The 18,437-nt window shown below is 34.3% G+C and carries 26 protein-coding genes and 3 pseudogenes; 11 read left to right on the top strand and 18 right to left on the bottom strand.

All coding sequences use genetic code 11. The features are described 5' to 3' along the window. Positions 1–478 precede the first annotated feature (478 nt). From AC1DCY_RS06245 to AC1DCY_RS06235, 3 genes are all read right to left on the bottom strand, one after another. A complete protein-coding gene (locus tag AC1DCY_RS06245; protein WP_477348445.1) occupies positions 479–694 on the bottom strand; it encodes a hypothetical protein in 216 nt (71 codons plus the stop codon). A 190-nt stretch (positions 695–884) separates the two neighbouring features. Next, a complete protein-coding gene (locus AC1DCY_RS06240; RefSeq protein ID WP_477348443.1) occupies positions 885–1,415 on the bottom strand; it encodes a GNAT family N-acetyltransferase in 531 nt (176 codons plus the stop codon). A 106-nt stretch (positions 1,416–1,521) separates the two neighbouring features. Next, complete coding sequence (locus tag AC1DCY_RS06235; protein ID WP_477348441.1) at positions 1,522–2,388, bottom strand: GNAT family N-acetyltransferase; 867 nt, start codon at positions 2,386–2,388, stop codon at positions 1,522–1,524. Positions 2,389–2,592: 204 nt separating this feature from the next. Between AC1DCY_RS06235 and AC1DCY_RS06230 the strand changes: the two genes are divergently transcribed. Then, positions 2,593–2,715, top strand: coding sequence for a hypothetical protein (locus AC1DCY_RS06230; RefSeq protein ID WP_477348439.1), 123 nt, complete (start codon positions 2,593–2,595; stop codon positions 2,713–2,715). A gap of 197 nt (positions 2,716–2,912) precedes the next feature. Then, positions 2,913–4,085, top strand: a complete 1,173-nt coding sequence (locus AC1DCY_RS06225; RefSeq protein WP_477348437.1) for a multidrug effflux MFS transporter — start codon at positions 2,913–2,915, stop codon at positions 4,083–4,085. Positions 4,086–4,163: 78 nt separating this feature from the next. On the opposite strand, the gene AC1DCY_RS06220 is transcribed toward AC1DCY_RS06225, so the two are convergent. The 3 genes from AC1DCY_RS06220 to AC1DCY_RS06210 all read right to left on the bottom strand — a co-directional run bounded on the left by AC1DCY_RS06220 (position 4,164) and on the right by AC1DCY_RS06210 (position 5,700). Then, a complete protein-coding gene (locus AC1DCY_RS06220) occupies positions 4,164–4,670 on the bottom strand; it encodes a hypothetical protein (RefSeq protein WP_477348435.1) in 507 nt (168 codons plus the stop codon). A gap of 243 nt (positions 4,671–4,913) precedes the next feature. Further along, positions 4,914–5,357, bottom strand: coding sequence for a GNAT family N-acetyltransferase (locus AC1DCY_RS06215; RefSeq protein ID WP_477348433.1), 444 nt, complete (start codon positions 5,355–5,357; stop codon positions 4,914–4,916). Between the two features lie 25 nt (positions 5,358–5,382). Further along, positions 5,383–5,700 carry a MazG nucleotide pyrophosphohydrolase domain-containing protein gene (locus tag AC1DCY_RS06210; RefSeq protein ID WP_403004306.1) on the bottom strand — a complete coding sequence of 106 codons (318 nt, stop codon included), beginning with the start codon at positions 5,698–5,700 and terminating at the stop codon, positions 5,383–5,385. 133 nt (positions 5,701–5,833) lie between these two features. Between AC1DCY_RS06210 and AC1DCY_RS06205 the strand changes: the two genes are divergently transcribed. Continuing rightward, entirely contained in the window at positions 5,834–6,409 is a 576-nt protein-coding gene (locus AC1DCY_RS06205; RefSeq protein ID WP_477348430.1) for an LOG family protein, read from the top strand. 357 nt (positions 6,410–6,766) lie between these two features. Here the strand turns inward: AC1DCY_RS06205 and AC1DCY_RS06200 are convergent, their stop codons facing one another. From AC1DCY_RS06200 to AC1DCY_RS06190, 3 genes are all read right to left on the bottom strand, one after another. Beyond that, complete coding sequence (locus tag AC1DCY_RS06200) at positions 6,767–7,282, bottom strand: hypothetical protein (protein ID WP_477348428.1); 516 nt, start codon at positions 7,280–7,282, stop codon at positions 6,767–6,769. Positions 7,283–7,463: 181 nt separating this feature from the next. After that, on the bottom strand, positions 7,464–7,829 hold the full coding sequence (locus AC1DCY_RS06195) for a peptide ABC transporter substrate-binding protein (RefSeq protein WP_477348426.1): 366 nt from the start codon (positions 7,827–7,829) through the stop codon (positions 7,464–7,466). Positions 7,830–8,021: 192 nt separating this feature from the next. Next, positions 8,022–8,288, bottom strand: a complete 267-nt coding sequence (locus AC1DCY_RS06190) for a hypothetical protein (RefSeq protein ID WP_477348425.1) — start codon at positions 8,286–8,288, stop codon at positions 8,022–8,024. Between the two features lie 389 nt (positions 8,289–8,677). Here AC1DCY_RS06190 and AC1DCY_RS06185 point away from each other — a divergent pair. Then, a pseudogene (locus AC1DCY_RS06185) lies at positions 8,678–8,934 on the top strand (DDE-type integrase/transposase/recombinase); the annotation flags it as partial. A gap of 210 nt (positions 8,935–9,144) precedes the next feature. Here AC1DCY_RS06185 and AC1DCY_RS06180 read toward each other — a convergent pair. Then, complete coding sequence (locus tag AC1DCY_RS06180; RefSeq protein WP_328010743.1) at positions 9,145–10,041, bottom strand: DegV family protein; 897 nt, start codon at positions 10,039–10,041, stop codon at positions 9,145–9,147. Positions 10,042–10,208: 167 nt separating this feature from the next. On the opposite strand from AC1DCY_RS06180, the pseudogene AC1DCY_RS06175 reads away from it, so the two are divergent. After that, a pseudogene (locus AC1DCY_RS06175) lies at positions 10,209–10,346 on the top strand (IS66 family transposase); the annotation flags it as partial. A gap of 204 nt (positions 10,347–10,550) precedes the next feature. Here the strand turns inward: AC1DCY_RS06175 and AC1DCY_RS06170 are convergent. Further along, positions 10,551–10,739, bottom strand: coding sequence for a transmembrane Fragile-X-F protein (locus tag AC1DCY_RS06170; protein WP_477348424.1), 189 nt, complete (start codon positions 10,737–10,739; stop codon positions 10,551–10,553). Between the two features lie 219 nt (positions 10,740–10,958). Here AC1DCY_RS06170 and AC1DCY_RS06165 point away from each other — a divergent pair, with 219 nt between their 5' ends. From AC1DCY_RS06165 to AC1DCY_RS06155, 3 genes are all read left to right on the top strand, one after another. After that, positions 10,959–12,122, top strand: coding sequence for a hypothetical protein (locus AC1DCY_RS06165; RefSeq protein WP_477348422.1), 1,164 nt, complete (start codon positions 10,959–10,961; stop codon positions 12,120–12,122). Positions 12,123–12,309: 187 nt separating this feature from the next. Beyond that, complete coding sequence (locus AC1DCY_RS06160; RefSeq protein ID WP_477348421.1) at positions 12,310–12,498, top strand: hypothetical protein; 189 nt, start codon at positions 12,310–12,312, stop codon at positions 12,496–12,498. 79 nt (positions 12,499–12,577) lie between these two features. Continuing rightward, the gene (locus AC1DCY_RS06155; protein WP_477348419.1) at positions 12,578–12,889 is read left to right on the top strand and encodes an RNHCP domain-containing protein; all 312 of its coding nucleotides are present in this window, start codon (positions 12,578–12,580) and stop codon (positions 12,887–12,889) included. Positions 12,890–12,970: 81 nt separating this feature from the next. Here the strand turns inward: AC1DCY_RS06155 and AC1DCY_RS06150 are convergent, their stop codons facing one another. Together AC1DCY_RS06150 and AC1DCY_RS06145 are read right to left on the bottom strand one after the other, a co-directional pair. Further along, positions 12,971–13,132, bottom strand: a complete 162-nt coding sequence (locus tag AC1DCY_RS06150) for a hypothetical protein (RefSeq protein WP_477348418.1) — start codon at positions 13,130–13,132, stop codon at positions 12,971–12,973. Between the two features lie 2 nt (positions 13,133–13,134). After that, positions 13,135–13,356 carry a hypothetical protein gene (locus tag AC1DCY_RS06145; RefSeq protein WP_477348416.1) on the bottom strand — a complete coding sequence of 74 codons (222 nt, stop codon included), beginning with the start codon at positions 13,354–13,356 and terminating at the stop codon, positions 13,135–13,137. A gap of 160 nt (positions 13,357–13,516) precedes the next feature. Between AC1DCY_RS06145 and AC1DCY_RS06140 the strand changes: the two genes are divergently transcribed. After that, the gene (locus tag AC1DCY_RS06140; RefSeq protein WP_477348414.1) at positions 13,517–13,762 is read left to right on the top strand and encodes a YkuS family protein; all 246 of its coding nucleotides are present in this window, start codon (positions 13,517–13,519) and stop codon (positions 13,760–13,762) included. A 159-nt stretch (positions 13,763–13,921) separates the two neighbouring features. Here the strand turns inward: AC1DCY_RS06140 and AC1DCY_RS06135 are convergent. Together AC1DCY_RS06135 and AC1DCY_RS06130 are read right to left on the bottom strand one after the other, a co-directional pair. Then, a pseudogene (locus tag AC1DCY_RS06135) lies at positions 13,922–14,214 on the bottom strand (VOC family protein). 237 nt (positions 14,215–14,451) lie between these two features. Beyond that, positions 14,452–14,751 (bottom strand): YfzA family protein, encoded by a 300-nt coding sequence (locus tag AC1DCY_RS06130; RefSeq protein WP_477348412.1) that lies wholly within the window; start codon positions 14,749–14,751, stop codon positions 14,452–14,454. 601 nt (positions 14,752–15,352) lie between these two features. On the opposite strand from AC1DCY_RS06130, the gene AC1DCY_RS06125 reads away from it, so the two are divergent. Next, a complete protein-coding gene (locus AC1DCY_RS06125) occupies positions 15,353–15,472 on the top strand; it encodes a YjcZ family sporulation protein (RefSeq protein WP_477348410.1) in 120 nt (39 codons plus the stop codon). A gap of 300 nt (positions 15,473–15,772) precedes the next feature. On the opposite strand, the gene AC1DCY_RS06120 is transcribed toward AC1DCY_RS06125, so the two are convergent. The 3 genes from AC1DCY_RS06120 to AC1DCY_RS06110 all read right to left on the bottom strand — a co-directional run bounded on the left by AC1DCY_RS06120 (position 15,773) and on the right by AC1DCY_RS06110 (position 17,813). Continuing rightward, positions 15,773–16,000 carry a hypothetical protein gene (locus AC1DCY_RS06120; RefSeq protein WP_049666076.1) on the bottom strand — a complete coding sequence of 76 codons (228 nt, stop codon included), beginning with the start codon at positions 15,998–16,000 and terminating at the stop codon, positions 15,773–15,775. A 123-nt stretch (positions 16,001–16,123) separates the two neighbouring features. Then, entirely contained in the window at positions 16,124–17,059 is a 936-nt protein-coding gene (locus AC1DCY_RS06115; protein WP_477348407.1) for a PD-(D/E)XK nuclease family protein, read from the bottom strand. A 13-nt stretch (positions 17,060–17,072) separates the two neighbouring features. After that, positions 17,073–17,813 carry a sulfite exporter TauE/SafE family protein gene (locus AC1DCY_RS06110; protein WP_477348405.1) on the bottom strand — a complete coding sequence of 247 codons (741 nt, stop codon included), beginning with the start codon at positions 17,811–17,813 and terminating at the stop codon, positions 17,073–17,075. 91 nt (positions 17,814–17,904) lie between these two features. On the opposite strand from AC1DCY_RS06110, the gene AC1DCY_RS06105 reads away from it, so the two are divergent. Further along, the gene (locus tag AC1DCY_RS06105) at positions 17,905–18,402 is read left to right on the top strand and encodes a DUF1648 domain-containing protein (protein ID WP_477348403.1); all 498 of its coding nucleotides are present in this window, start codon (positions 17,905–17,907) and stop codon (positions 18,400–18,402) included. Positions 18,403–18,437 lie beyond the last annotated feature (35 nt).

Genomic DNA, 18,437 nt, shown 5'->3' with positions numbered 1-18,437 from the left:
ATACAATCAAAATAATAATACCAACAACGAAAAGATAGATTGCCGCCATTTTTTCTGTTGGATTCATCAAAAGACTAATAACACCTAATATTATTGCAAGGAATGCTGTTAATAATCTTTGAAATAACTTTCGTTTCAATACAATACTCTCCTCTTGAATATGAAGTTTACTTCATATGAAGTTAACTTCATATTAACGTCTTCTTAAAATAAATTCAAGTTAAAAATTTGCTAAATGATAAAAATTTTATTGAAAACTCTATAAAGATTACTAAATTGACAATCAATCATGTTTAACAATGAACGTCAAAAGGAGAAAACATCGTTCAGTTTCCAACGTTTTCGAATGAAAATTAGAGAACGTAAATAGACAAAAAAATGCCAAGCACTCCGAAAATCTTGTGTCTTTGTGACTTGAAGCTCAACAAAAAACTCATGCAATTAATAACTTTTTGCATGAGTTAATCCTTTTTTTATTTTATTTTGAATCTACGGACTGGATAATGTTCAGCTCAAGGATTCGAATTTCCTTATTGAGCTTAGCGATAGCTGCTTCTATTTGTTCAAAGCGTTTCAAATGACTGTTACTGACATTGTGCGTAGGTAGCGTTTCTTTTAACGCTGCCTGCCCCGCATATAGAATTTCAAGTAAATCCAGCTTTTCAAAATAAGCTGTGCTATATTGTATTCCCATTTCACAAAGCCCCTTACTGTTACTTTTTCACCACTAATAAAAATCCAAGCATTTATTAGCACTATAACCGAAAAAAGCGATCACAAAACATGTCTTAGTTATCATTTATTAAGCAATAAAAGGTATATAGCGGTACCTTAACTATATTTTCCGTAGGTTAATAGAATTTATTCTCGAGAAAAAGCATTACTTATCTATTTTTTAATATAGAATAGACAAATGTATCATGTGCCTGACCATTTTGATACATATAATCTCTAAGAATTCCTTCCTGTTGAAAGCCAATTTTAGTTAGTAGCTTATTCGAGGCTTCATTTTCTAAAAATACAACGGCACCAATACGAGTAAGCCCCATATGCTCAAAGCCATACGACACAATTTCGGCAACCGCTTCTTGAGTATATCCTTTTCTCCAATAATCAGGATGAATTTCATAACCGATTTCTGCTCGTCTATGGATAGGCGACCAGGCATGAAAACCAATTGTCCCGACTATACCCTTTATCCCCTTCCTTTCAATTCCCCATCTTATTCCTCTTTTCTCTGCAAAGCTCTTTGAAAATAGTTTCACTAAATTTTCAGCTTGCTGTATCTCTTTAAATGGCTCTTGTCCATAATAGCGAATGACTTCTTCATTAGAAAAACAATTAAAAACATTTTCGGCATCATCCTGCGTCAGCTCTCTTAGAATAAGTCTTTCTGTCTCTAAATTAGGAAACATTAATTCTCCCCCTTTTCTATCATCTATTCTCCATACTTCCAGTAAAATCCTTTAAAAACAAAAAAGCACACCAAATAGAAAGTGTGCTCACTTTGTTTAAGTGATGTTATCCAAAAATTTGTGCAGCTATGGTAAATAGCGTATTATTTCTAGTCGGCGTTTTCTCTGCATGAAGAATCATAACAGGAGGAGTATTTACCTCTGTAAAGCCACTTTGCTCTATCCATTTTATAAATTCAGCATGACCAGATGGTACATCAATTCTTAATTTCCCATAATGGTCTTTCGCTAAAGTATTAATTATGAGACTGGCTGTTTTAGAATCAGGTGCTATAATTGGGCCTAAAATTAGATTGATTGGCCCTAAAATAGACAATCCAAAACCTATAATATTTGCATCATAATCCTTTACAACAATACAATGCTTTGATTGCTTTATCCTATTCCGTAGAAACTTACTTCTTTTATCTCCAAAGGCAGCAGCATCTAAGCTAACAATATCAGCAAAATCTCTCTCATTAAAATCTTCTATCGTATAATCATTAGAAGCTAAGTTTTGAGCACCGTTAAAATTGTCAGTCAGATATTTATGTACATAATCTACTGTGGTAAAGCCCATTTTCTTATATAACGGTTCACCGTCTTTCGTTGCGACGAGCATAATTGCTGTATGTTCTGATACACTTTCAATACATTTTTGAGTAGCTAATTTCCCTAAACCAAGCCCTCTGTAATTTTCATGCACAATGACCATACCTATTGAAGCTAAATTTGTATCATATGTGATTATGGCAGCACTTGAAACAATTTTCCCCTCAGCATTTTTGTGCCCAAATATTTTACCTGACATCATCACCGTTCTAATTTCGGATTCATCGTAATCCCACCCGACAGAGTCAGAAAGGGCAATTAAACCTGGAATATCATTTACATCGAATAATACTAACTGTAACTGTTTATGATATGTAGTCATTTATTCTCCCTTCAGCAAGAACGTTTGTTTCTATTTTATATGCAATTTCTATTAAGCACAAGCAGAATTTTTTAAAAATTTAGATACGTCATAAAAATTACTCCTCATATTTTTTAATACATGCAATTTGAATAAGTTGATTGGAGGCTGGGCGACTCCTTAAGGATTAGCGTCTCATCTGACGCCCCCAGGAAGCTTTGCTCTGTGCGAAAGCGAAGCGTCAGCAACAAATGTTTTATCTGTGCGAAAGCTAAGCGTCAGCGACAAAGCGGCCAGCAGAAACGGAAATCAACCCCACGTTATGACGTAAAGGATGATAGTAATTGAAAATATTTCTAAATTTGTCTTTTAAAAATAGCAAATATCTATATAATAATAACTAGACTATGCACTCCTACTTTAAGCATATTTAGGTGATTAATAATGACATCTTATGAACGAATACTTATCATGGTCCCGCCGTTTCCCTAGCTACGTCTACTCTTTTCTAAAGAAGTAGATTTTGCTTGTAGGAGGGCAATAAGTTGAAAAAACATGTAGCACCATCTTTATTATTAATGATTGTTCTTGTAGCTTTTCCACAGATTAGCGAGACAATCTATACACCATCTCTACCTGATATTTCAGATGCATTAAATGCTTCAAATCGCTCTGTACAGTTAACCTTAAGTATTTATTTTATTGGGTTTGCTATCGGTGTATTTTGTTGGGGATGGCTTTCTGATTTTATTGGACGAAGACCGGCCATGCTTGGCGGTTTAATTTTTTATGGTATTGGAAGTTTCATGTGTTTTTACGCAGAAACTATCACTTTTCTATTAGTTAGTAGATTTATACAAGCTTTTGGGGCAGCGACCGGCTCCATTATCACGCAAACCATTTTGCGAGAAAGTGTATCTGGTAGTAAAAGACATGCGATGTTTGCGCAAATTTCTGCAGTGATTGCGTTTACACCTGCAGTAGGGCCGCTGATTGGTGGCTGGGTCGATCAAGCACTTGGTTTTAGAGCTGTTTTCTTTGTGCTCGTTGCGATGAGTATTTTGTTGTTTATCTATGCTTATTTCAGACTTCCTGAAACAACAGATAAATCAACGAGAAAAAGAATGGCTATTTTTCCAGTTGTAAAACGAATGATTTCTTCTCCACGGGTTCTTGTCTTTGGATTGCTCATTGGTGGGATAAATGGTGTGCTATTCAGTTACTATGCCGAAGCTCCCTTTATCTTTATTGACCATTTCAATTTATCACCAGGACTTTATGGATTTCTTGGCATAATTGTGGCTCTTGCCTCTATTATCGGTGCCATGATTTCCAAAAGACTAATCAATAAATATCAGCCAGAGCAAGTAATTCATCTCGGTTGTTTTGTGATGACAGTTGGAGCTTTATTACTACTAATCATAAGTTCTTTACCATTGCCTAATATTGTCTTATTAATGGGCATTTTAGTTACCATTTTTATTACCTTATTAGGATCAGGAATGGCTCTACCAAATTGCTTAAGCCTTGCGCTTGTCAACTTTCAGGATGTTATCGGGACAGCTGGCGCGATTTTCAGCTTAGGCTATTACTTACTCGTGAGCTTAATAACATCAGGAATGAGTTTCCTGCATAATGGTTCATTGACGATTATGCCTCTATATTTTTTCATCCTATCGATGATACTGTTATTATTCGGAAGAAAGTTTATTGTGTAAAATATTGTAGCGGGAATATATAATCAATAGCACTTCCTTTATCGGCCACCCTATATATCTATGAGGGTGGCTGCTTCTTTACTGAAAATAATAATTGACTACTTCTTCAGCCGAATGAAAAATAATATTGCTTTGAGTTTTATAAATAAACTTTGGTGAAGTACAAGCTTTTTCGAGACTTTTTGCATACTTTAATGTATCTGTCATCTGCTCAATAATCTCAGTGTAGCCGTCAAGATTATTAGAGATTTTCGGCATCATTGCATCGGAAACGTCTAAAACAATGGAAACTTGATCCTCCGCAAAATTATTTAAATTAATGAAAAAGCACTCCTCCAAATCTTTCGAATGCTTGTCAACATTTATAACTGCTTCACTATATTTTGCGATTAGTCCAGTAGATGTCACTGTAATTGTAAAACCTTGTTCGGTTAGTTTTTTATTAATGGCATCTAACAAAGTATTGACTTCCGCATCCATTTTAGGCGTAACAGTTGTCTGGATTAAACTATCACAATTTTGATGAATGGTATCAATTTCTGCCTGGTTATCAACGAGTAACTTAAAGTTTGATATCGAGTACACACTAAATCTCCCCTTTATTATAAGTTTGACATTAGGGCGTTTTTTTAGTCATCTTTTAGCCATATATTTTTAGAGCAATGATCTGATTAAATGTCATTAAACATTTAAATAATTGATTTGGCAATTCTAGTGCGATTACAGGAACTTGAAGAAACTTATTGAATTGATTAGTGGTGATTTGAGGATAAATCAGGATATAACAAAAGGCTGTCACAAAGAGTTAATCAGACAGCCTTTCTAAACTTAAATTAGATGTTTTACCATTGTATAATAACTACTTCCAGGCGGATAATCTTTTATTTCACCTACAACCTCATAGCCCCTCGCTTCATAAAACGTACGTGCTTGAAAGTCATATGTAGTTAACAATGCCTTCGTAGCGCCCATTTGCTTGGCTGCTTCTTCAGCTTTCACCAGTAACTTTCCACCAATACCTTTTCCACGGTATTCTTCACTAAACCAAAACTTATTGATTTCTACCCAACCCCAATAAACCTCTGCAGTAATGCCGCCAATCCATTGTTGTTGATGATCGTTTACGATTAAGTTTAACGGACGAACAGAACCTTTTTGTCGAGTTTTTTTATGGTATGGTGAATGTTCATCGTTGTACTCTCTAATCTTTGTTTTTAAAAAAGTAGTAAAGTCATCGTGATTTTCTAATAAAATCTCTACTTGATAATCCATATGAATCCCCCTTCCATATGTATTTCTATGCTTTATAACGCTCCATTAGCTTTTCCTGATGAGCTGAAAAAATTTCTTCCAGTGAAATATCATATTTATTAGCGATAACAATAATATTCCCTAAAACATCTCCAAGTTCCTCTACTAATTCCTGCTTATTTTCTTCATATGTTTGAATCTTTTCATCTGGTCTATCTCTACCAATCTCTAACGCTCGTATGGCTCTTGCTACTTCCCCAGTCTCTTCGGCTAGGAAGCCAATACGCGTAAAAATACTTAAATCAGACCAACCACGTGTATCATAGTAATCCTTAATCCATTTTTGAAATTCATTTAATTCCATTGTTATTTCCTCCATTTCTTTCCTTCCAAAATTAAATTATACTATAAAAGTGAAACGTGAATCAGTGGGGTCCCGCTTAAAGTTCACTGCCCGTTAATGCGGAAAGATACATATCAGAAATGGAGGAACAATGATGGATAGTATTGCAGTATTTTGCGGATCAAGCATCGGTGCTTCTGAGGCATATAAAGAAGGAGCTATTCTTCTAGGAAAAGAATTAGCAAAACGTAATATTACCTTAATTTATGGCGGAGCGAGTGTAGGTGTGATGGGAACAGTTGCAGACACGGTTCTTCGTGAAGGTGGAAAGGTGATTGGCGTTATTCCGACGTTGTTAGAAGAACGTGAAATTTCTCATAAGCATTTAACAGAGCTAATTGTCGTCAATTCTATGCATGAACGCAAAAGCAAAATGATGGAACTAGCAGATGGCTTTATTGCTTTACCTGGAGGACCTGGTACGTTAGAAGAATTTTTTGAAGTATTCACTTGGAATCAAATCGGCCTTCTGCAAAAGCCTTGTGGACTTTTAAATATCAATCATTATTACGATTTACTCATTGAGTTATTTGACCATATGCAAAACGAACAATTTTTACAAGCCCAATCTCGAAATGCCCTACTTGTAGATGAAGACGTAGTGGGACTATTAGATAAATGTGCAACCTATGTTCCACCTGCAGTTAAAACATATCAAACGAATAAATGAATAAGTTTAGGATATTGTATTGGATTTAATAAAAATTCTTTACTATCTTACATACTCAAAAACAGCTGAAATATATGAATTCAGCTGTTTTTCATGTAATTTAATAAAACTATTACGTCATTGAAATTGGGTGTAATATTAAATACTTATATTTCGCAAACCGAATCTTCAACTAAAGCCACCCCGTTAGCTCAATAAGAAAAAAAGAACTGCATATGCAACTCAATAATCTTCAAGAAAAGCCCCCGTTAGCCATCCATGTCGCTTAAACTCAACACTACACCACAGAAAATGAAAGATGATTACGTTCTTTCATGGGAGTTGAAGAATAAAGAAAATTTTTTACTTTTATTATGATTAATATTTTGAGGCTAGGCGACTTTTAACTCTTTCGACCATTTCATGGTGTTCATCATGCATTGCGTTATAGAAATCATAGGTGTTATCAACATAATCATTAAAATCCATAGTTATAAAACGAGTAGCCTGTAATGATTGATTTATATCTGCGACATCTTCTTCTGAAAGTGAAGTGCCGGACATGTATTTAGATAAATAACCTTGTATATCATTCATTCGACTTCTCCATTCATGATGGACCACATCTCCACTAAAAATTAGATCGGTTGTGTATAGTAACTCATTAGAAAGCTTCTTTAAATAATCTTCGTCTGCATCGGTTAAGGGTTGACTAAAGTTCCATGCGAGTAGGTCCTCTACCGTATCCCTCAGTAAAAAGTTTGCAAACATGTATTGACGACTGATTTGTTCTTCCAATTGGTTTACTTGTTCTTTAGCTGGGTGAACCAACCAAATCACTCCACATAAAACTATTGCAACTAAGACACCTCCAATATATTTCAACCCAACCATCCCTATCACTCTCCTAGATTTATATTATTGTGATTAGTAATATATCAACTGCAACTATTAAGTAAATATATTGATAACAACTTTCTTCAACTAAACTGCGCCGTTAGTTTAATAAGAAATAAAGAGCTGTTTATGCAACTCAATGATCTTTAAGTAAAGCACCCCGATAGCTCAATAATAATTAGCTAACCCAAGTCTGTTTTACTCTTTTGGTTTTCCATTTATTATCTTTATGATGAACTGTAACTTCTACTCCAACTGCCCCTAAACCCGAACGATACTTAGAACCCACAAAAAAGATATTATTGTTGAACTTAAACTCAACTCTTTCTATTCTAAGGAGTACACCATCCAAAGATAATGTATCTGGATTATACAATCCCTTTTCTTTCAGTTGTTCAAATGTAGAATCTATTACATCAACTTTATATTTTTCTTTAAAATAGCTTAAAATTTCTTCTTTACTCCCTTCATCTACTTCCTGAAAATTACTCATATCAATAGCTATGAATTTCATATTACTACTTAAGGCTTCATCTTGTTCCATAATAGAGTCAAAACAATTGTATATACTTCTCCTAAATGTTCCTTTGGTTCTAATCTAGTATTACAAGCAGAAAGCAAGACCAACATCATAAACAGACAACTAAAATATCTAAATTTCAATTTTACCCCGTCCTTTTAGTCAGTGTATTTTGAATTCACTCCACTAAACTGTTCAGTGAGCTCAATAAGTACATTATTTAAGCAACGTTTGGAGACTTATTAGCAAGGGTGCATACACGATTAGTGGAATAAGCAAAATTACTGCACCAATTTTTTTAATTCCCTTTTGTAATAGTAAAAGAGAAGTAATAAAAAATAATGGATAAATAATAAAAGTAATTATTAATACACCATCAACTAATTGATATAGTTTTCCTGTAAATGCACCTATGAATGGGATTGAAATCCATTCTAGTAAGCTAAACGCAATAACCAATATCCACAACCATTTAAGTGTCATCACTAATCACCTCAATATCCCTGATTGATCAAAAAGTAAAAACTCTTATTTCACTTCATCACCGATTAATATTTCAATTTCTTGTATTAATTTTACCAAATAAACCTAATTGCTGTTCAACTAAAGTGCTTCGTTAGCTCAATAAGAAAAGCTGCCTTTGACTTCGGCAGCTTGATCTTAAACTCTTGCTCCTCGTTAGTTTAAGTGTGATCGAATTGCCAAATTTACCGATCCACCAGCAGCCAGAGATTTTAAATAATTACATGCCTTGGTCGAAAAAAATCCAAGCCACATGTACAAACTAGCCATCTATCCGAAAAAATTTAGGATAGATGGCCATTCGTCGTGTGTACCGAAAAGGTGCGCTTTTTTTTTATATTTTGGACTTACTCTATATCGGAGAAATTGTAGCGCAAACAATTGATTCTACACAAGATACGTCATTCGTTTTGGATACTTTATATCAATTCTACCGCAAGGCTGCATCTTGCATAGCGATCAAGGTTCTGTGTACACATCATATGCGTATCGAAAATCAGTCAAAGAAAAAGGAATTACCCTAAGCATGTCCCGCAAAGGCACGCCCACTGATAATTCCCCAATTGAAACGTTCTATCTCGACGGAATCTACCGCACGACAAATGCGCATATGATTCAAATCGTCGAAGACTAAATTACCTATAATAAAATTTAACAGCCAGTCCCCCATACCTGAATGAAAACACTGCTATCATTCAAAAAATAACGTTACATCTGCCAGTTTACTTAAGCTAAAATGCTCTCTGACTGTATAATAGTTGGTTTATAGGAATTTCGCAACTTCATGTACCTACAATAATTTAGATTACAATTATGTTTATATAGTAACTAATTCAGCTTTCTTTTTCTTAAGTGGTGCAAGCTCTGGTAGACGTACCCAACTTAAACCAAGCGTTCCTTCACCTGCATGAACCGCTACACAAGCACTTAGTGGTAATACGGAGAAGTTTATAAGCGGATATTCGTTCTCTAAAGCTTTTTTCCAAGCGGTTGCGCCTTCTTCATCATTACAGTGAATAATTGCAACTTCAGGGATAATACTTTTTTCTAGATCTGTATTTAAAACATTTTGTACATATGTTTTAGCTCTAGTCGTAGCGCGTACTTTTTCTTTCATAACGGGCTTCCCATCTTCAAATGATATGACAACTTTAATATTCAACAAGTTACTTAAAAATGCTTGAGTCCCTGAAACTCGACCACTTTTATGTAATTGTGATAAGTTAGCCGGAATAAATGAAAGCTCACTGTTATCTGCCATCTCATTGATTCTTTCAACAATATAGTCAGGTTCAAAACCTTCACGCTCTAACTGCTGACCGAGTTTAATCATTTTCATCATCGGAAATGACCCGATTTTTGAATCCACTGGATATACTTCAAATTCAGCTTGACCAGCTGCTGTGAAAGTGCTTTGATAAGTGCCCGAAAGATGTTGAGAGGTATGAATTGCAATTGCACATGTATACCCTTGTTCTTTTAATGATTTATATAAGTCTACAACTTCACCAATAGCAGGTTGTGATGTCTTTGGATTTTTTTTAGCATTTCGTAGCTTTTCGTAAAACTGATCATGTGTCATATCAACAGTTTCGCGTAATGCCCCTTCTTCGAACACTATATTAAGTGGTAATACGTGAATTTGATTGTCCTGAATGAACTTTTCATCTAACAATGCTGCTGTATCTGTAACCCATGCAATTTTCTTTCCCATTTAAAAGTAATCCCCTTCATCTATCGTAGAATATTTTTCATTTTATCTTATGCAACTATACACAGATAAGATCATCATGAGTAGTGATATTTATAATAATGTATTTATTTTTTTACAATCTTCGACATTATTTCGACAATAATTGCGATAAAAATAGCATTTTATAAGCATACGGTAAGCTATTTAATATTTCATTCACTAATTGTTGGGCGCATATACGACGTTATTGGCTGAAAGCCGATAGCAAAAATAGGAAAATCAGCTTAGATTACTGTGATCAACTGTATCGCTTAGAACGGCAATATATTATCTAATTGAAATTGCCCATAACCATTTGTAATCATGCCAAGTTTTAAGCCTTGCTTCTTCAAATTGTGCAACATGCTATGTAAGTTAATAAATGGAATACAACAATGCTTAAATTCCTGCAGGTAATCCTTTAACATTGCTTCTTGAGATAACTTAATAGAAAATCATTAGTCTGCATCCCCTTTATTTAATTCTCCATTCTACAATTCTTTACGTTTTTTCACCGCCACTACCGCTATCATCACCATTACTAACTTCATCACCAAAATAAATGCGTAAACGCTAAAGGATATGATGGCTGGCAAAAGCACTAACCACCAAGACCATGCGATAACATTCGTTAGCTTTAATACTATAAAGACAATTGTTAATACTTCAGCGATTCCCATATTTACACCACCAGTTACCCGATTTCAGTTTCTTGTCGTTTATTCCTCTGAAGCCTTTAGATTAAACACTCAAACTTTATTGTTATACAACTATTTAAACACTTTATATGAAATTTTTAAAACCTTTCAACTTTTTTGAAAAAAGACGAACTTTTTCATTTGGTAATTCGTCTAAATATTGGAAACGTCGAGTTCCAGAAAAAAAAGGGAGAAATGATCATGAAAAAACCGATTAAAAAAACTTGGATGATTGCTTCAGCACTAACAATAGGAATGGCTGTTCTAACGCCACTTCAAGCAGGAGCTACAGAAATAAAAACAACAGATAGTAGTAGTACTACTATTCAACTTGAACAAAAAATCACAGGAAAGATTAAAGACATCTATGGCGATGGAATGAACCTTAAAGGAAATGATGGTAAAAATTACTTTATCAGCTTCTATAAATTTTCCGCTGAACAACTAGAAAAAATGAACTTAGTAGAAGGACAGGAAATTTCTGTAGAAGGTAGCGTTGTAGAGAGTTATGCAGACTTCTACACATTTGAAGTTTATAAAAAAGAATTGCCTAAAGAGGTTACTAAAGAAGATCTAACAAAATTAGAAAAAATGTTTAATGAAATTAAGAAGCTAGAAAAAGAAGTGTCAGCTGAAATAGAAAAAGAAGCGACTGAAGAAGTGATTGAAAAGAAATATGAGGAAATGGATAAAATTTCCAAAGAAATGAATAAAATTACAAAGCCATATGTTTTAGCTAATTGGCAGCCTCAATCTTATGAGGAATATATACAAGAATTCGGATTTAATGAGAAAAATATCGTTATTAAAGAAAACGACACTACACAGCTTAAAGCCATTTATGCAGAATGGGTAAAGCTTGTAAAAAGTGGTGATGAAGAAAAAGCTAACGATAAATATGATGAATTGAATAATATCCTTCAACCATATTTTGATGAACTATATCCACCGCAAACTTTTGAAGAGTTCGTTAAAGAATTGCAATTAGATATCCCTGCTGAAACTTTAGCCAAACTAAAACCTATCTTTGAAAATGCTCAAAAAGCAGATAAAGCGGAAGATATGGAGTTGTCTAATAAGCTATGGCATGAAATCTATCTATTGATTAGTCCGTATATCAAGCCAGTAACATTTGAAGAATACATGTCTGATTTCGAATTTGAAATCAGTGAAGCGGATAAAAAGCAATTAAATCCGCTTTATGAAGAAGCCTCTGCTCTTGATAAAAAAGGGGATTTTGAAAAAGCTCAAGAAAAATGGAAAGCAATTTACAAAATTTTAGAACCATATTTTGCAGCAAATAAAGACACTCTAATCTCTGCTTCTAAAGTAACAATAAACGGTCAAGATTATTTAGCAGAATAAGAAAAGGAATTGGGGTGTCTCATGTTGGGATTCCCCCCCTTTTTTCTTTTCAGACTTCAATTCCGAACTATTTAAATAATTCGGTTAATTTGGTAACCTGAAAATATGAATAAATAAATGCTTATTGATAAAGGGGTGAATGAATTGACGTTTTATCTATTCAAAACAATTGCTCGTAAGGGGACGAATGCCTAAGTCAGTGATTATAGGAGAACACCTACTAGTGGAAGATGGAGCAGTCCGTCTTACAGTGGTTGACACAAATATACAAAATCAATCTTGGTCCGGATCAAAGGATGAAATAAGTCTTTGTGAAGCAGGAACTAGAAGTAATCGTTTTGTAGAGCAAGACGGTGAATTGGTTAATTCCCTATAAAAGCCTGATACTACTATAGTAGAAAAAGAAAACGGAACCCTTCCTCCAATGTTGAAATAACATTTTGGAGGAAGAGCAATTGAGTAGAAAAACTGAGAATACAGCATTTCAATGTGAACATTGCGGTGCGATGGTTGAACCATTAACCAACGGAAGTTTCCGAAATCATTGTCCAAATTGTTTATTTTCAAAACATATGGATAATGTTCCTGGAGACAGAGCAAGTACTTGTAAAGGTTTGATGAGACCAATTGGAGTCGATTATACTGGAAAAAAAGGCTTTCAACTGATCCATCAATGCACAAAATGTCAAAAGATTAGTCGAAATAAAGTGGCTGTTGATTCCATTCAAGAGGATCAAATTATCCAATATATGCAATCAATAGTTTAGTTAAGTATTCATATTATTCAAAGACACATTGGAAATTAACCTTCAATATGTTTTTTATTATTTAGAAGTCAGAAACCATATTCATTTCACCTCTATAACAAAAATATAAGAAGAAGCTCCTTTGTCCCATCTTCCAAAAATAGAATAAATATAAATCCCCTTCTCTTTTGGTACAGAGAAAGTATTATCTTGTATCTTTACTAGCTCAACTTCATCGCCACTCACCCATTCTTCTACTTCCATCCCTAAATGGGAAATTCCTTTAAACTTATTTTAATTTCACTTTGTGGCGAAACAGAAAACGGAACAATGTTTTTATTTGCAATAATTTCTGGCGGCGGAATTTTATCAACACATTCGTTATTTATAATATTTTGCCAACAATATGTACCTTGTACAAACGGTACCTTTTTGCCTTCCGACAATATAACAGGTGTGGGTGGTCCGGCATTATTTAGACTTCCCATTTTAAATTACTCCTATCCAGCATATATGATTGCCAATATCATTTTGCTCTAATAGAAAATGCATTTTACTCAATTTCTCGCCATTGTATAACAAAAAAATGAATTAAGTGAATAATTAGCAAGCCTATATGACACATTACATATAGGAGGTGGAAGAATAATGTCTAGAATAATTGGTGTGGAACAATCATTAACAAACGTTGAAGACGCTTTAAAGGCAAAAGGTTATGAAGTTATTCAACTTCGTACTGAAGACGATGCAAAAAAATGTGATGCCTGTGTAATTACTGGGCAAGATAGAGATATTATGGGAATTAGCGATCCTATCATGGCGGGACCTGTTATTGACGCTGATGGTCTTTCTGCTGACGAAGTACTTCAACGTGTCGATAAATATTTCCACTAATAAATGACTTGGTGCTGTCGCTGTAGTTTTTAGACTATGGAGCAGCACCTTTTAATATTATGTCGATCATAGAATTAAATATCTTCTTTTATCATAATTTGGTCGCCAAAAAACATAAGATTCCACTATTCACACAAGGAGTGGTCGTTTAAATAATTTTTAATGGCAAACACCTAAAGGATTATCGTCTGGATCATAAAAGGAGAATTTCGGAGAACCCTCGCTATGAATAGGGTTTACCTTTACATTCTTTTCAAATAGAAATTTATAGGTTTCTTCAATATCATTATAGGTATGAAATTATAGTATTTTCCCACACCAAAATTATTATTTGGAAACTCCATTGGCTTATGATTTAAAGTTCTAACCAAACATACTACTGTTTGAGAATGTTCAGCAATCTTCATTACAGCAGCCTCTTCTTCAATGTAGATTAATTCAAAACCAAGTATTTTTGCATATCAATCGGCTGAAGTTTTTGGGTCTTTAACAGGAATAAAAACACCTTCCATCCCTTTTAAAAGTTGTTTAGTCATAAAGTTGTTCTCCTTGTAGTGTTTTTACAAACTAATATTTTACTGATTTTTGTTAAATCCTTTTTCAGTTTATAATTTAACACAGTGATCTATTGTCTTTTTAACTAAATTACCCGTATTACGCACTCGACGTCATACTTTTATAGTCTTTACTTATGTAGACCTTGGTGAAAAAACGTTTTTTATCGCACCTATTATTCCAGGCATGAGAAATACGATGCCAAAAAAGATAGTAAGTAAATTGAAATGTTGTGTTTCATAAAAAGTAAACCAATCTTTGAAAATTGAAGAGTCAGTAATTCTTCCAAATAATGTTCCGCTAATATCTCGATAATTAGGCATCCACCCTGTTGTTTCAAATGTAATAAAGATTATCTGTGACAATACGAATACCCCAATAGAAGATACCCAAGGTCTTTTCAAAAATGGAATTTGTTTTTGTTTTTTAGCCATGTAATCAACCTCCCTCCTCCATTAAATACTATTTATAAATGTAAGTAAAATCAAGGGATAAGTACCAAAATTAAACAGTTTTGTTTGTTTTACATTAAAAAACTACTTAAAATAATAACATCCAACTCTCATGGGATTCATCACTACCTCCACCGAGTAGGTCCATCTTGGATTTTCAGTGTACTTCAAAGAAAACTGTAATTTAAGGGCTATCCTCTTTGAACTGTTCGGTCCTTCTCATTCATTCTAGAAGTAAAATTCTGCTTACTTCTGATTGTTCAGTACTTATCGCAAAATAGTTTACAAAGTGTACTTTGCGTTTCCATCAGACCTCCCAGATAAGCACATGTATTTTCACACCATCGTTTCGTCTCATCTACTTGATATGCCCTTCTAAAGAAAGGATGTTGTTTTGTAATGAAACCTTATCCTATCACACCAGTACTTCTATCATTATAGATACTCAACTGGATATGAGTTAGCTAACACCCAACATTTTTATAGCTGTTTTAAACCTTTTTCTAAGGAATCCTATGACAGATATCGCAATGCCTGTTGAAAACTAAACATATTATAAATTAAAGAAAGGGGGAATTTTATTATGTCTCAAAATTGTGGTAGTAACGGGGGTAATGGCTACGGTACAGCATTTGCGCTACTTGTAGTTCTATTCATTCTTCTAATTATTATCGGAGCTGCTTTCCTCTTTAATAGCTATTGACATTTTATCAAAAATCATAGCCATTTAATTCAAAACAATTAAACTTTAAAACCTCTAATGTTCATATAAAAAAAATTCCATTTTTCTTTGCTAAGGGTCACTATCCTTCGGTGACCCTTTTAATATGGAATGCCAAAATGCTTTTTCAATTGATAATAATCTAATATTAAAATGTTTGAAAGGGTTCTTCACCTTACGAAGGATTAAAGAATTTGTAAATTAAAAGTCATAGTTTTTTCATCCTTTCAAAACATAATAAAAAGCCACACCTTGTTAAAAGATGTGACTTCATACATTAGATTAATCAAATTCTAAAACATTTTTTTCTACTTCAACCTTGTAAACACCCCAAGTACTAATTAAAATTGTTTTAAAATTTTCCGTCTCAGTAAATGAATACCAAGATTTTTCATTGAACTCATTAGAAATTTCTTCTGTAAATGTTTCTTGTTCAATATTGGACTTGATTTTATGTTCTTCTTCACGACCTTCGTCAAAGTAAAACTTCACTGTATATTCATACTCCATAAGTCAACACCTCCCATCTATCTATATAATGGATTGTAATGACAAGAATTATGAGCATAATAAAAAGCCACACCTAGTTAGGTATGACATTCCATAAGTAAATTTCTCTTTTGGTCTCCCGATTCAATTCTGCACACATAATTCTTTAAAATTACACCCTATACAATGCCATTTTTCAAGGGTTTGCTCAAATTCCTCAAAATCCACTGGTTCATTGGAGAAAATATCCGCTTGATATTTTTTCATTTCTAACACACTTCGCTGAAACGTATGTAAAATATTGTCCATATCAAATGCTGTAAAGGCGTATTTTTTTCGTTTGCCAGTCAATAAATATTCATTGTAGACATCAATCTGATCCAGAGATACACGATATTTCTGCTGAATATAGTAAGCATAGAGCGCTAATTGCTGGCGATCATCATCGGATTCTCCGCCTGTTTTCCAGTCGATAATAATCCACTTGTCTGCCATCTCATCATAATAATGAAAATCCATTACGACGAAAACTTGTATCCCCTCGATTTTCATAGAACGAAATTGTTCAGGCTCACCGATTCGTAGGGAGCCTTTCTGTGCAGTAATTTGCAGGAACGTTTCACTGTTAAGAAAGTTGTCAAAGACAGCGGTCATACGCTCCTTATAGTCCTGTACAAGTTCAGGATTTAATCGCCCTTCGTAATAAATTTCCTGCATCATATAAAATTTATTAGGTTTATGTCTCCATAAATCCACATGGCGTGTAGAATCGATAAAAGCGGCATTGAGCTGGCCGCGTGCACGATTCACTAGCTCAGCAACAGTCGGCGCCTTGCCGGTTTGTAAATAATCATTGATCGATTGCTCTATTAAATGATGGACGATTTGCCCAAATAAAATCGGCATGGATTGAAGCTTTTTTAAGCGATAGACATGTTGATGATATGGCTCCACATTGTAACTTAGCCAGCCATTATGAGAAAAATAATATTCATAGCCATATTTTCGTGCACAGCTTGTTAACGATTTATGACGTGACAAAGACCATGAAAAAGATGGATAAGGTGTGATTTCAAACATGGATATCGCCTCCCTATATCTGTTTGATAAAATCATATACTAGCTGTACTATTAGCACAATTGTCACAATACGCAGCAATAGCTTTACTTGATTTGCCTTAACCTTTCTTGCAAGGATAATTCCAATTTGCGCGCCAATTACCGAACCAATCATTAAAACAATTGTTAACGGCCAATCAATTTTACCTGTGGCAATATACGTAATCGCAGCTCCTGAGCACATCGCAAAAACACCTACACGCGACAAACCTACTGCTTTCATATAAGAGATTTTTTCATGTGCATATGTATAAAGTGCCAGCGTACTGCTGCCAGGACCGAACATTCCGTCATAAAAACCAACACCAAGAAGTATTGGACCGTTTTTGCGATTCATTGTAAAGCTTTCTTTATCTCCAAATTCAGCCCCTCCTATAAAGGACATAATAAGGGCAAAGCCTAATAATATAATCGCGATGAATGTCAAAGTTTGACTGCTCATAAAAGATGCAAACAGCCCACCAAGTGTACCACCTACCAGGGAAACAAGTAATACTGAACGCATTTCTGACCATAACAATTCTTTTCTTTTATAAATCGTGTAAAAGCTTGAAAAGGCACTGACCATATTTGAAACCTTATTCGCACCTATCGCTGAATGAACTGGTACCCCCATTAACATCATAGTCGGTAATGTAATTAACCCGCCACCTCCCACTAATGTTCCAATGACGTTGCCAGTGATGCCTATTAGTAAAAACAACAAGTATTCCATCTAATCCTTCTTTCTATGACACACATGCTGGTATTCATATGATACAGTATAACAGACTGCTACTTTTTAAGATAAACTACGAGGTGAACGAATGCTTGAACAACAAAAAACACCTACACCGCGTTTTTGTAAGCCGCTAACGCTTATTGTCGCGACCATTTTTATAGCTGGCGTTACGGCAACGCTTATTCAATACAATAAGCTCCCCGCATCTATACCCGTTTTGCAAAGCTTTTCGAGTGAGCATGCACAATTTGGCCCGAAAATCGCCATTTTTTATTTACCCTTTATTGCTTTCATGCTATTTTTACTTTTACAATACTTAGAGATTAAAGCTGCTTATCCTATCCTACGTAAAAATAAGTCTACTTTATCTCATAATGAGCGACAAAATGGGATCATTATTTTTTGTCTCATCAAAAATAGTATACTACTGTACTTTACATATTCACTTTTCAATGACTTAACAGTGGCTTTAGGCCATAATCGTATTTTACAGCAGTGGCATGCTTATTTATTTCTATTTGTACTGTGTACTATATTAATCATGGGAGTCGTTCGTGGGATTTTATTGAGTAAAAAGGAATAAAGCATACTTCACTCCGATACTGGGTTGATGGGAAA

This window comes from Lysinibacillus sp. 10T31, from assembly GCF_056394365.1.
The sequence above is the reverse complement of the archived record's forward strand: the minus strand, read 5'-3'. Positions and strand labels throughout refer to the sequence as shown.

Coding starts and splice junctions, on each gene's coding strand:
- AC1DCY_RS06160 (WP_477348421.1), top strand. CDS start 12,310: ATGCCTAAGTCAGTGATTATAGGAGAACACCTACTAGTGGAAGATGGA.
- AC1DCY_RS06115 (WP_477348407.1), bottom strand. CDS start 17,059: ATGTTTGAAATCACACCTTATCCATCTTTTTCATGGTCTTTGTCACGT.
- AC1DCY_RS06245 (WP_477348445.1), bottom strand. CDS start 694: ATGGGAATACAATATAGCACAGCTTATTTTGAAAAGCTGGATTTACTT.
- AC1DCY_RS06240 (WP_477348443.1), bottom strand. CDS start 1,415: ATGTTTCCTAATTTAGAGACAGAAAGACTTATTCTAAGAGAGCTGACG.
- AC1DCY_RS06105 (WP_477348403.1), top strand. CDS start 17,905: ATGCTTGAACAACAAAAAACACCTACACCGCGTTTTTGTAAGCCGCTA.
- AC1DCY_RS06110 (WP_477348405.1), bottom strand. CDS start 17,813: ATGGAATACTTGTTGTTTTTACTAATAGGCATCACTGGCAACGTCATT.
- AC1DCY_RS06180 (WP_328010743.1), bottom strand. CDS start 10,041: ATGGGAAAGAAAATTGCATGGGTTACAGATACAGCAGCATTGTTAGAT.
- AC1DCY_RS06120 (WP_049666076.1), bottom strand. CDS start 16,000: ATGGAGTATGAATATACAGTGAAGTTTTACTTTGACGAAGGTCGTGAA.
- AC1DCY_RS06190 (WP_477348425.1), bottom strand. CDS start 8,288: ATGACACTTAAATGGTTGTGGATATTGGTTATTGCGTTTAGCTTACTA.
- AC1DCY_RS06130 (WP_477348412.1), bottom strand. CDS start 14,751: ATGGCTAAAAAACAAAAACAAATTCCATTTTTGAAAAGACCTTGGGTA.
- AC1DCY_RS06205 (WP_477348430.1), top strand. CDS start 5,834: ATGGATAGTATTGCAGTATTTTGCGGATCAAGCATCGGTGCTTCTGAG.
- AC1DCY_RS06145 (WP_477348416.1), bottom strand. CDS start 13,356: ATGGGAAGTCTAAATAATGCCGGACCACCCACACCTGTTATATTGTCG.
- AC1DCY_RS06195 (WP_477348426.1), bottom strand. CDS start 7,829: ATGGAACAAGATGAAGCCTTAAGTAGTAATATGAAATTCATAGCTATT.
- AC1DCY_RS06170 (WP_477348424.1), bottom strand. CDS start 10,739: ATGGGAATCGCTGAAGTATTAACAATTGTCTTTATAGTATTAAAGCTA.
- AC1DCY_RS06165 (WP_477348422.1), top strand. CDS start 10,959: ATGAAAAAACCGATTAAAAAAACTTGGATGATTGCTTCAGCACTAACA.
- AC1DCY_RS06125 (WP_477348410.1), top strand. CDS start 15,353: ATGTCTCAAAATTGTGGTAGTAACGGGGGTAATGGCTACGGTACAGCA.
- AC1DCY_RS06140 (WP_477348414.1), top strand. CDS start 13,517: ATGTCTAGAATAATTGGTGTGGAACAATCATTAACAAACGTTGAAGAC.
- AC1DCY_RS06215 (WP_477348433.1), bottom strand. CDS start 5,357: ATGGATTATCAAGTAGAGATTTTATTAGAAAATCACGATGACTTTACT.
- AC1DCY_RS06150 (WP_477348418.1), bottom strand. CDS start 13,132: ATGGAAGTAGAAGAATGGGTGAGTGGCGATGAAGTTGAGCTAGTAAAG.
- AC1DCY_RS06200 (WP_477348428.1), bottom strand. CDS start 7,282: ATGGTTGGGTTGAAATATATTGGAGGTGTCTTAGTTGCAATAGTTTTA.
- AC1DCY_RS06235 (WP_477348441.1), bottom strand. CDS start 2,388: ATGACTACATATCATAAACAGTTACAGTTAGTATTATTCGATGTAAAT.
- AC1DCY_RS06210 (WP_403004306.1), bottom strand. CDS start 5,700: ATGGAATTAAATGAATTTCAAAAATGGATTAAGGATTACTATGATACA.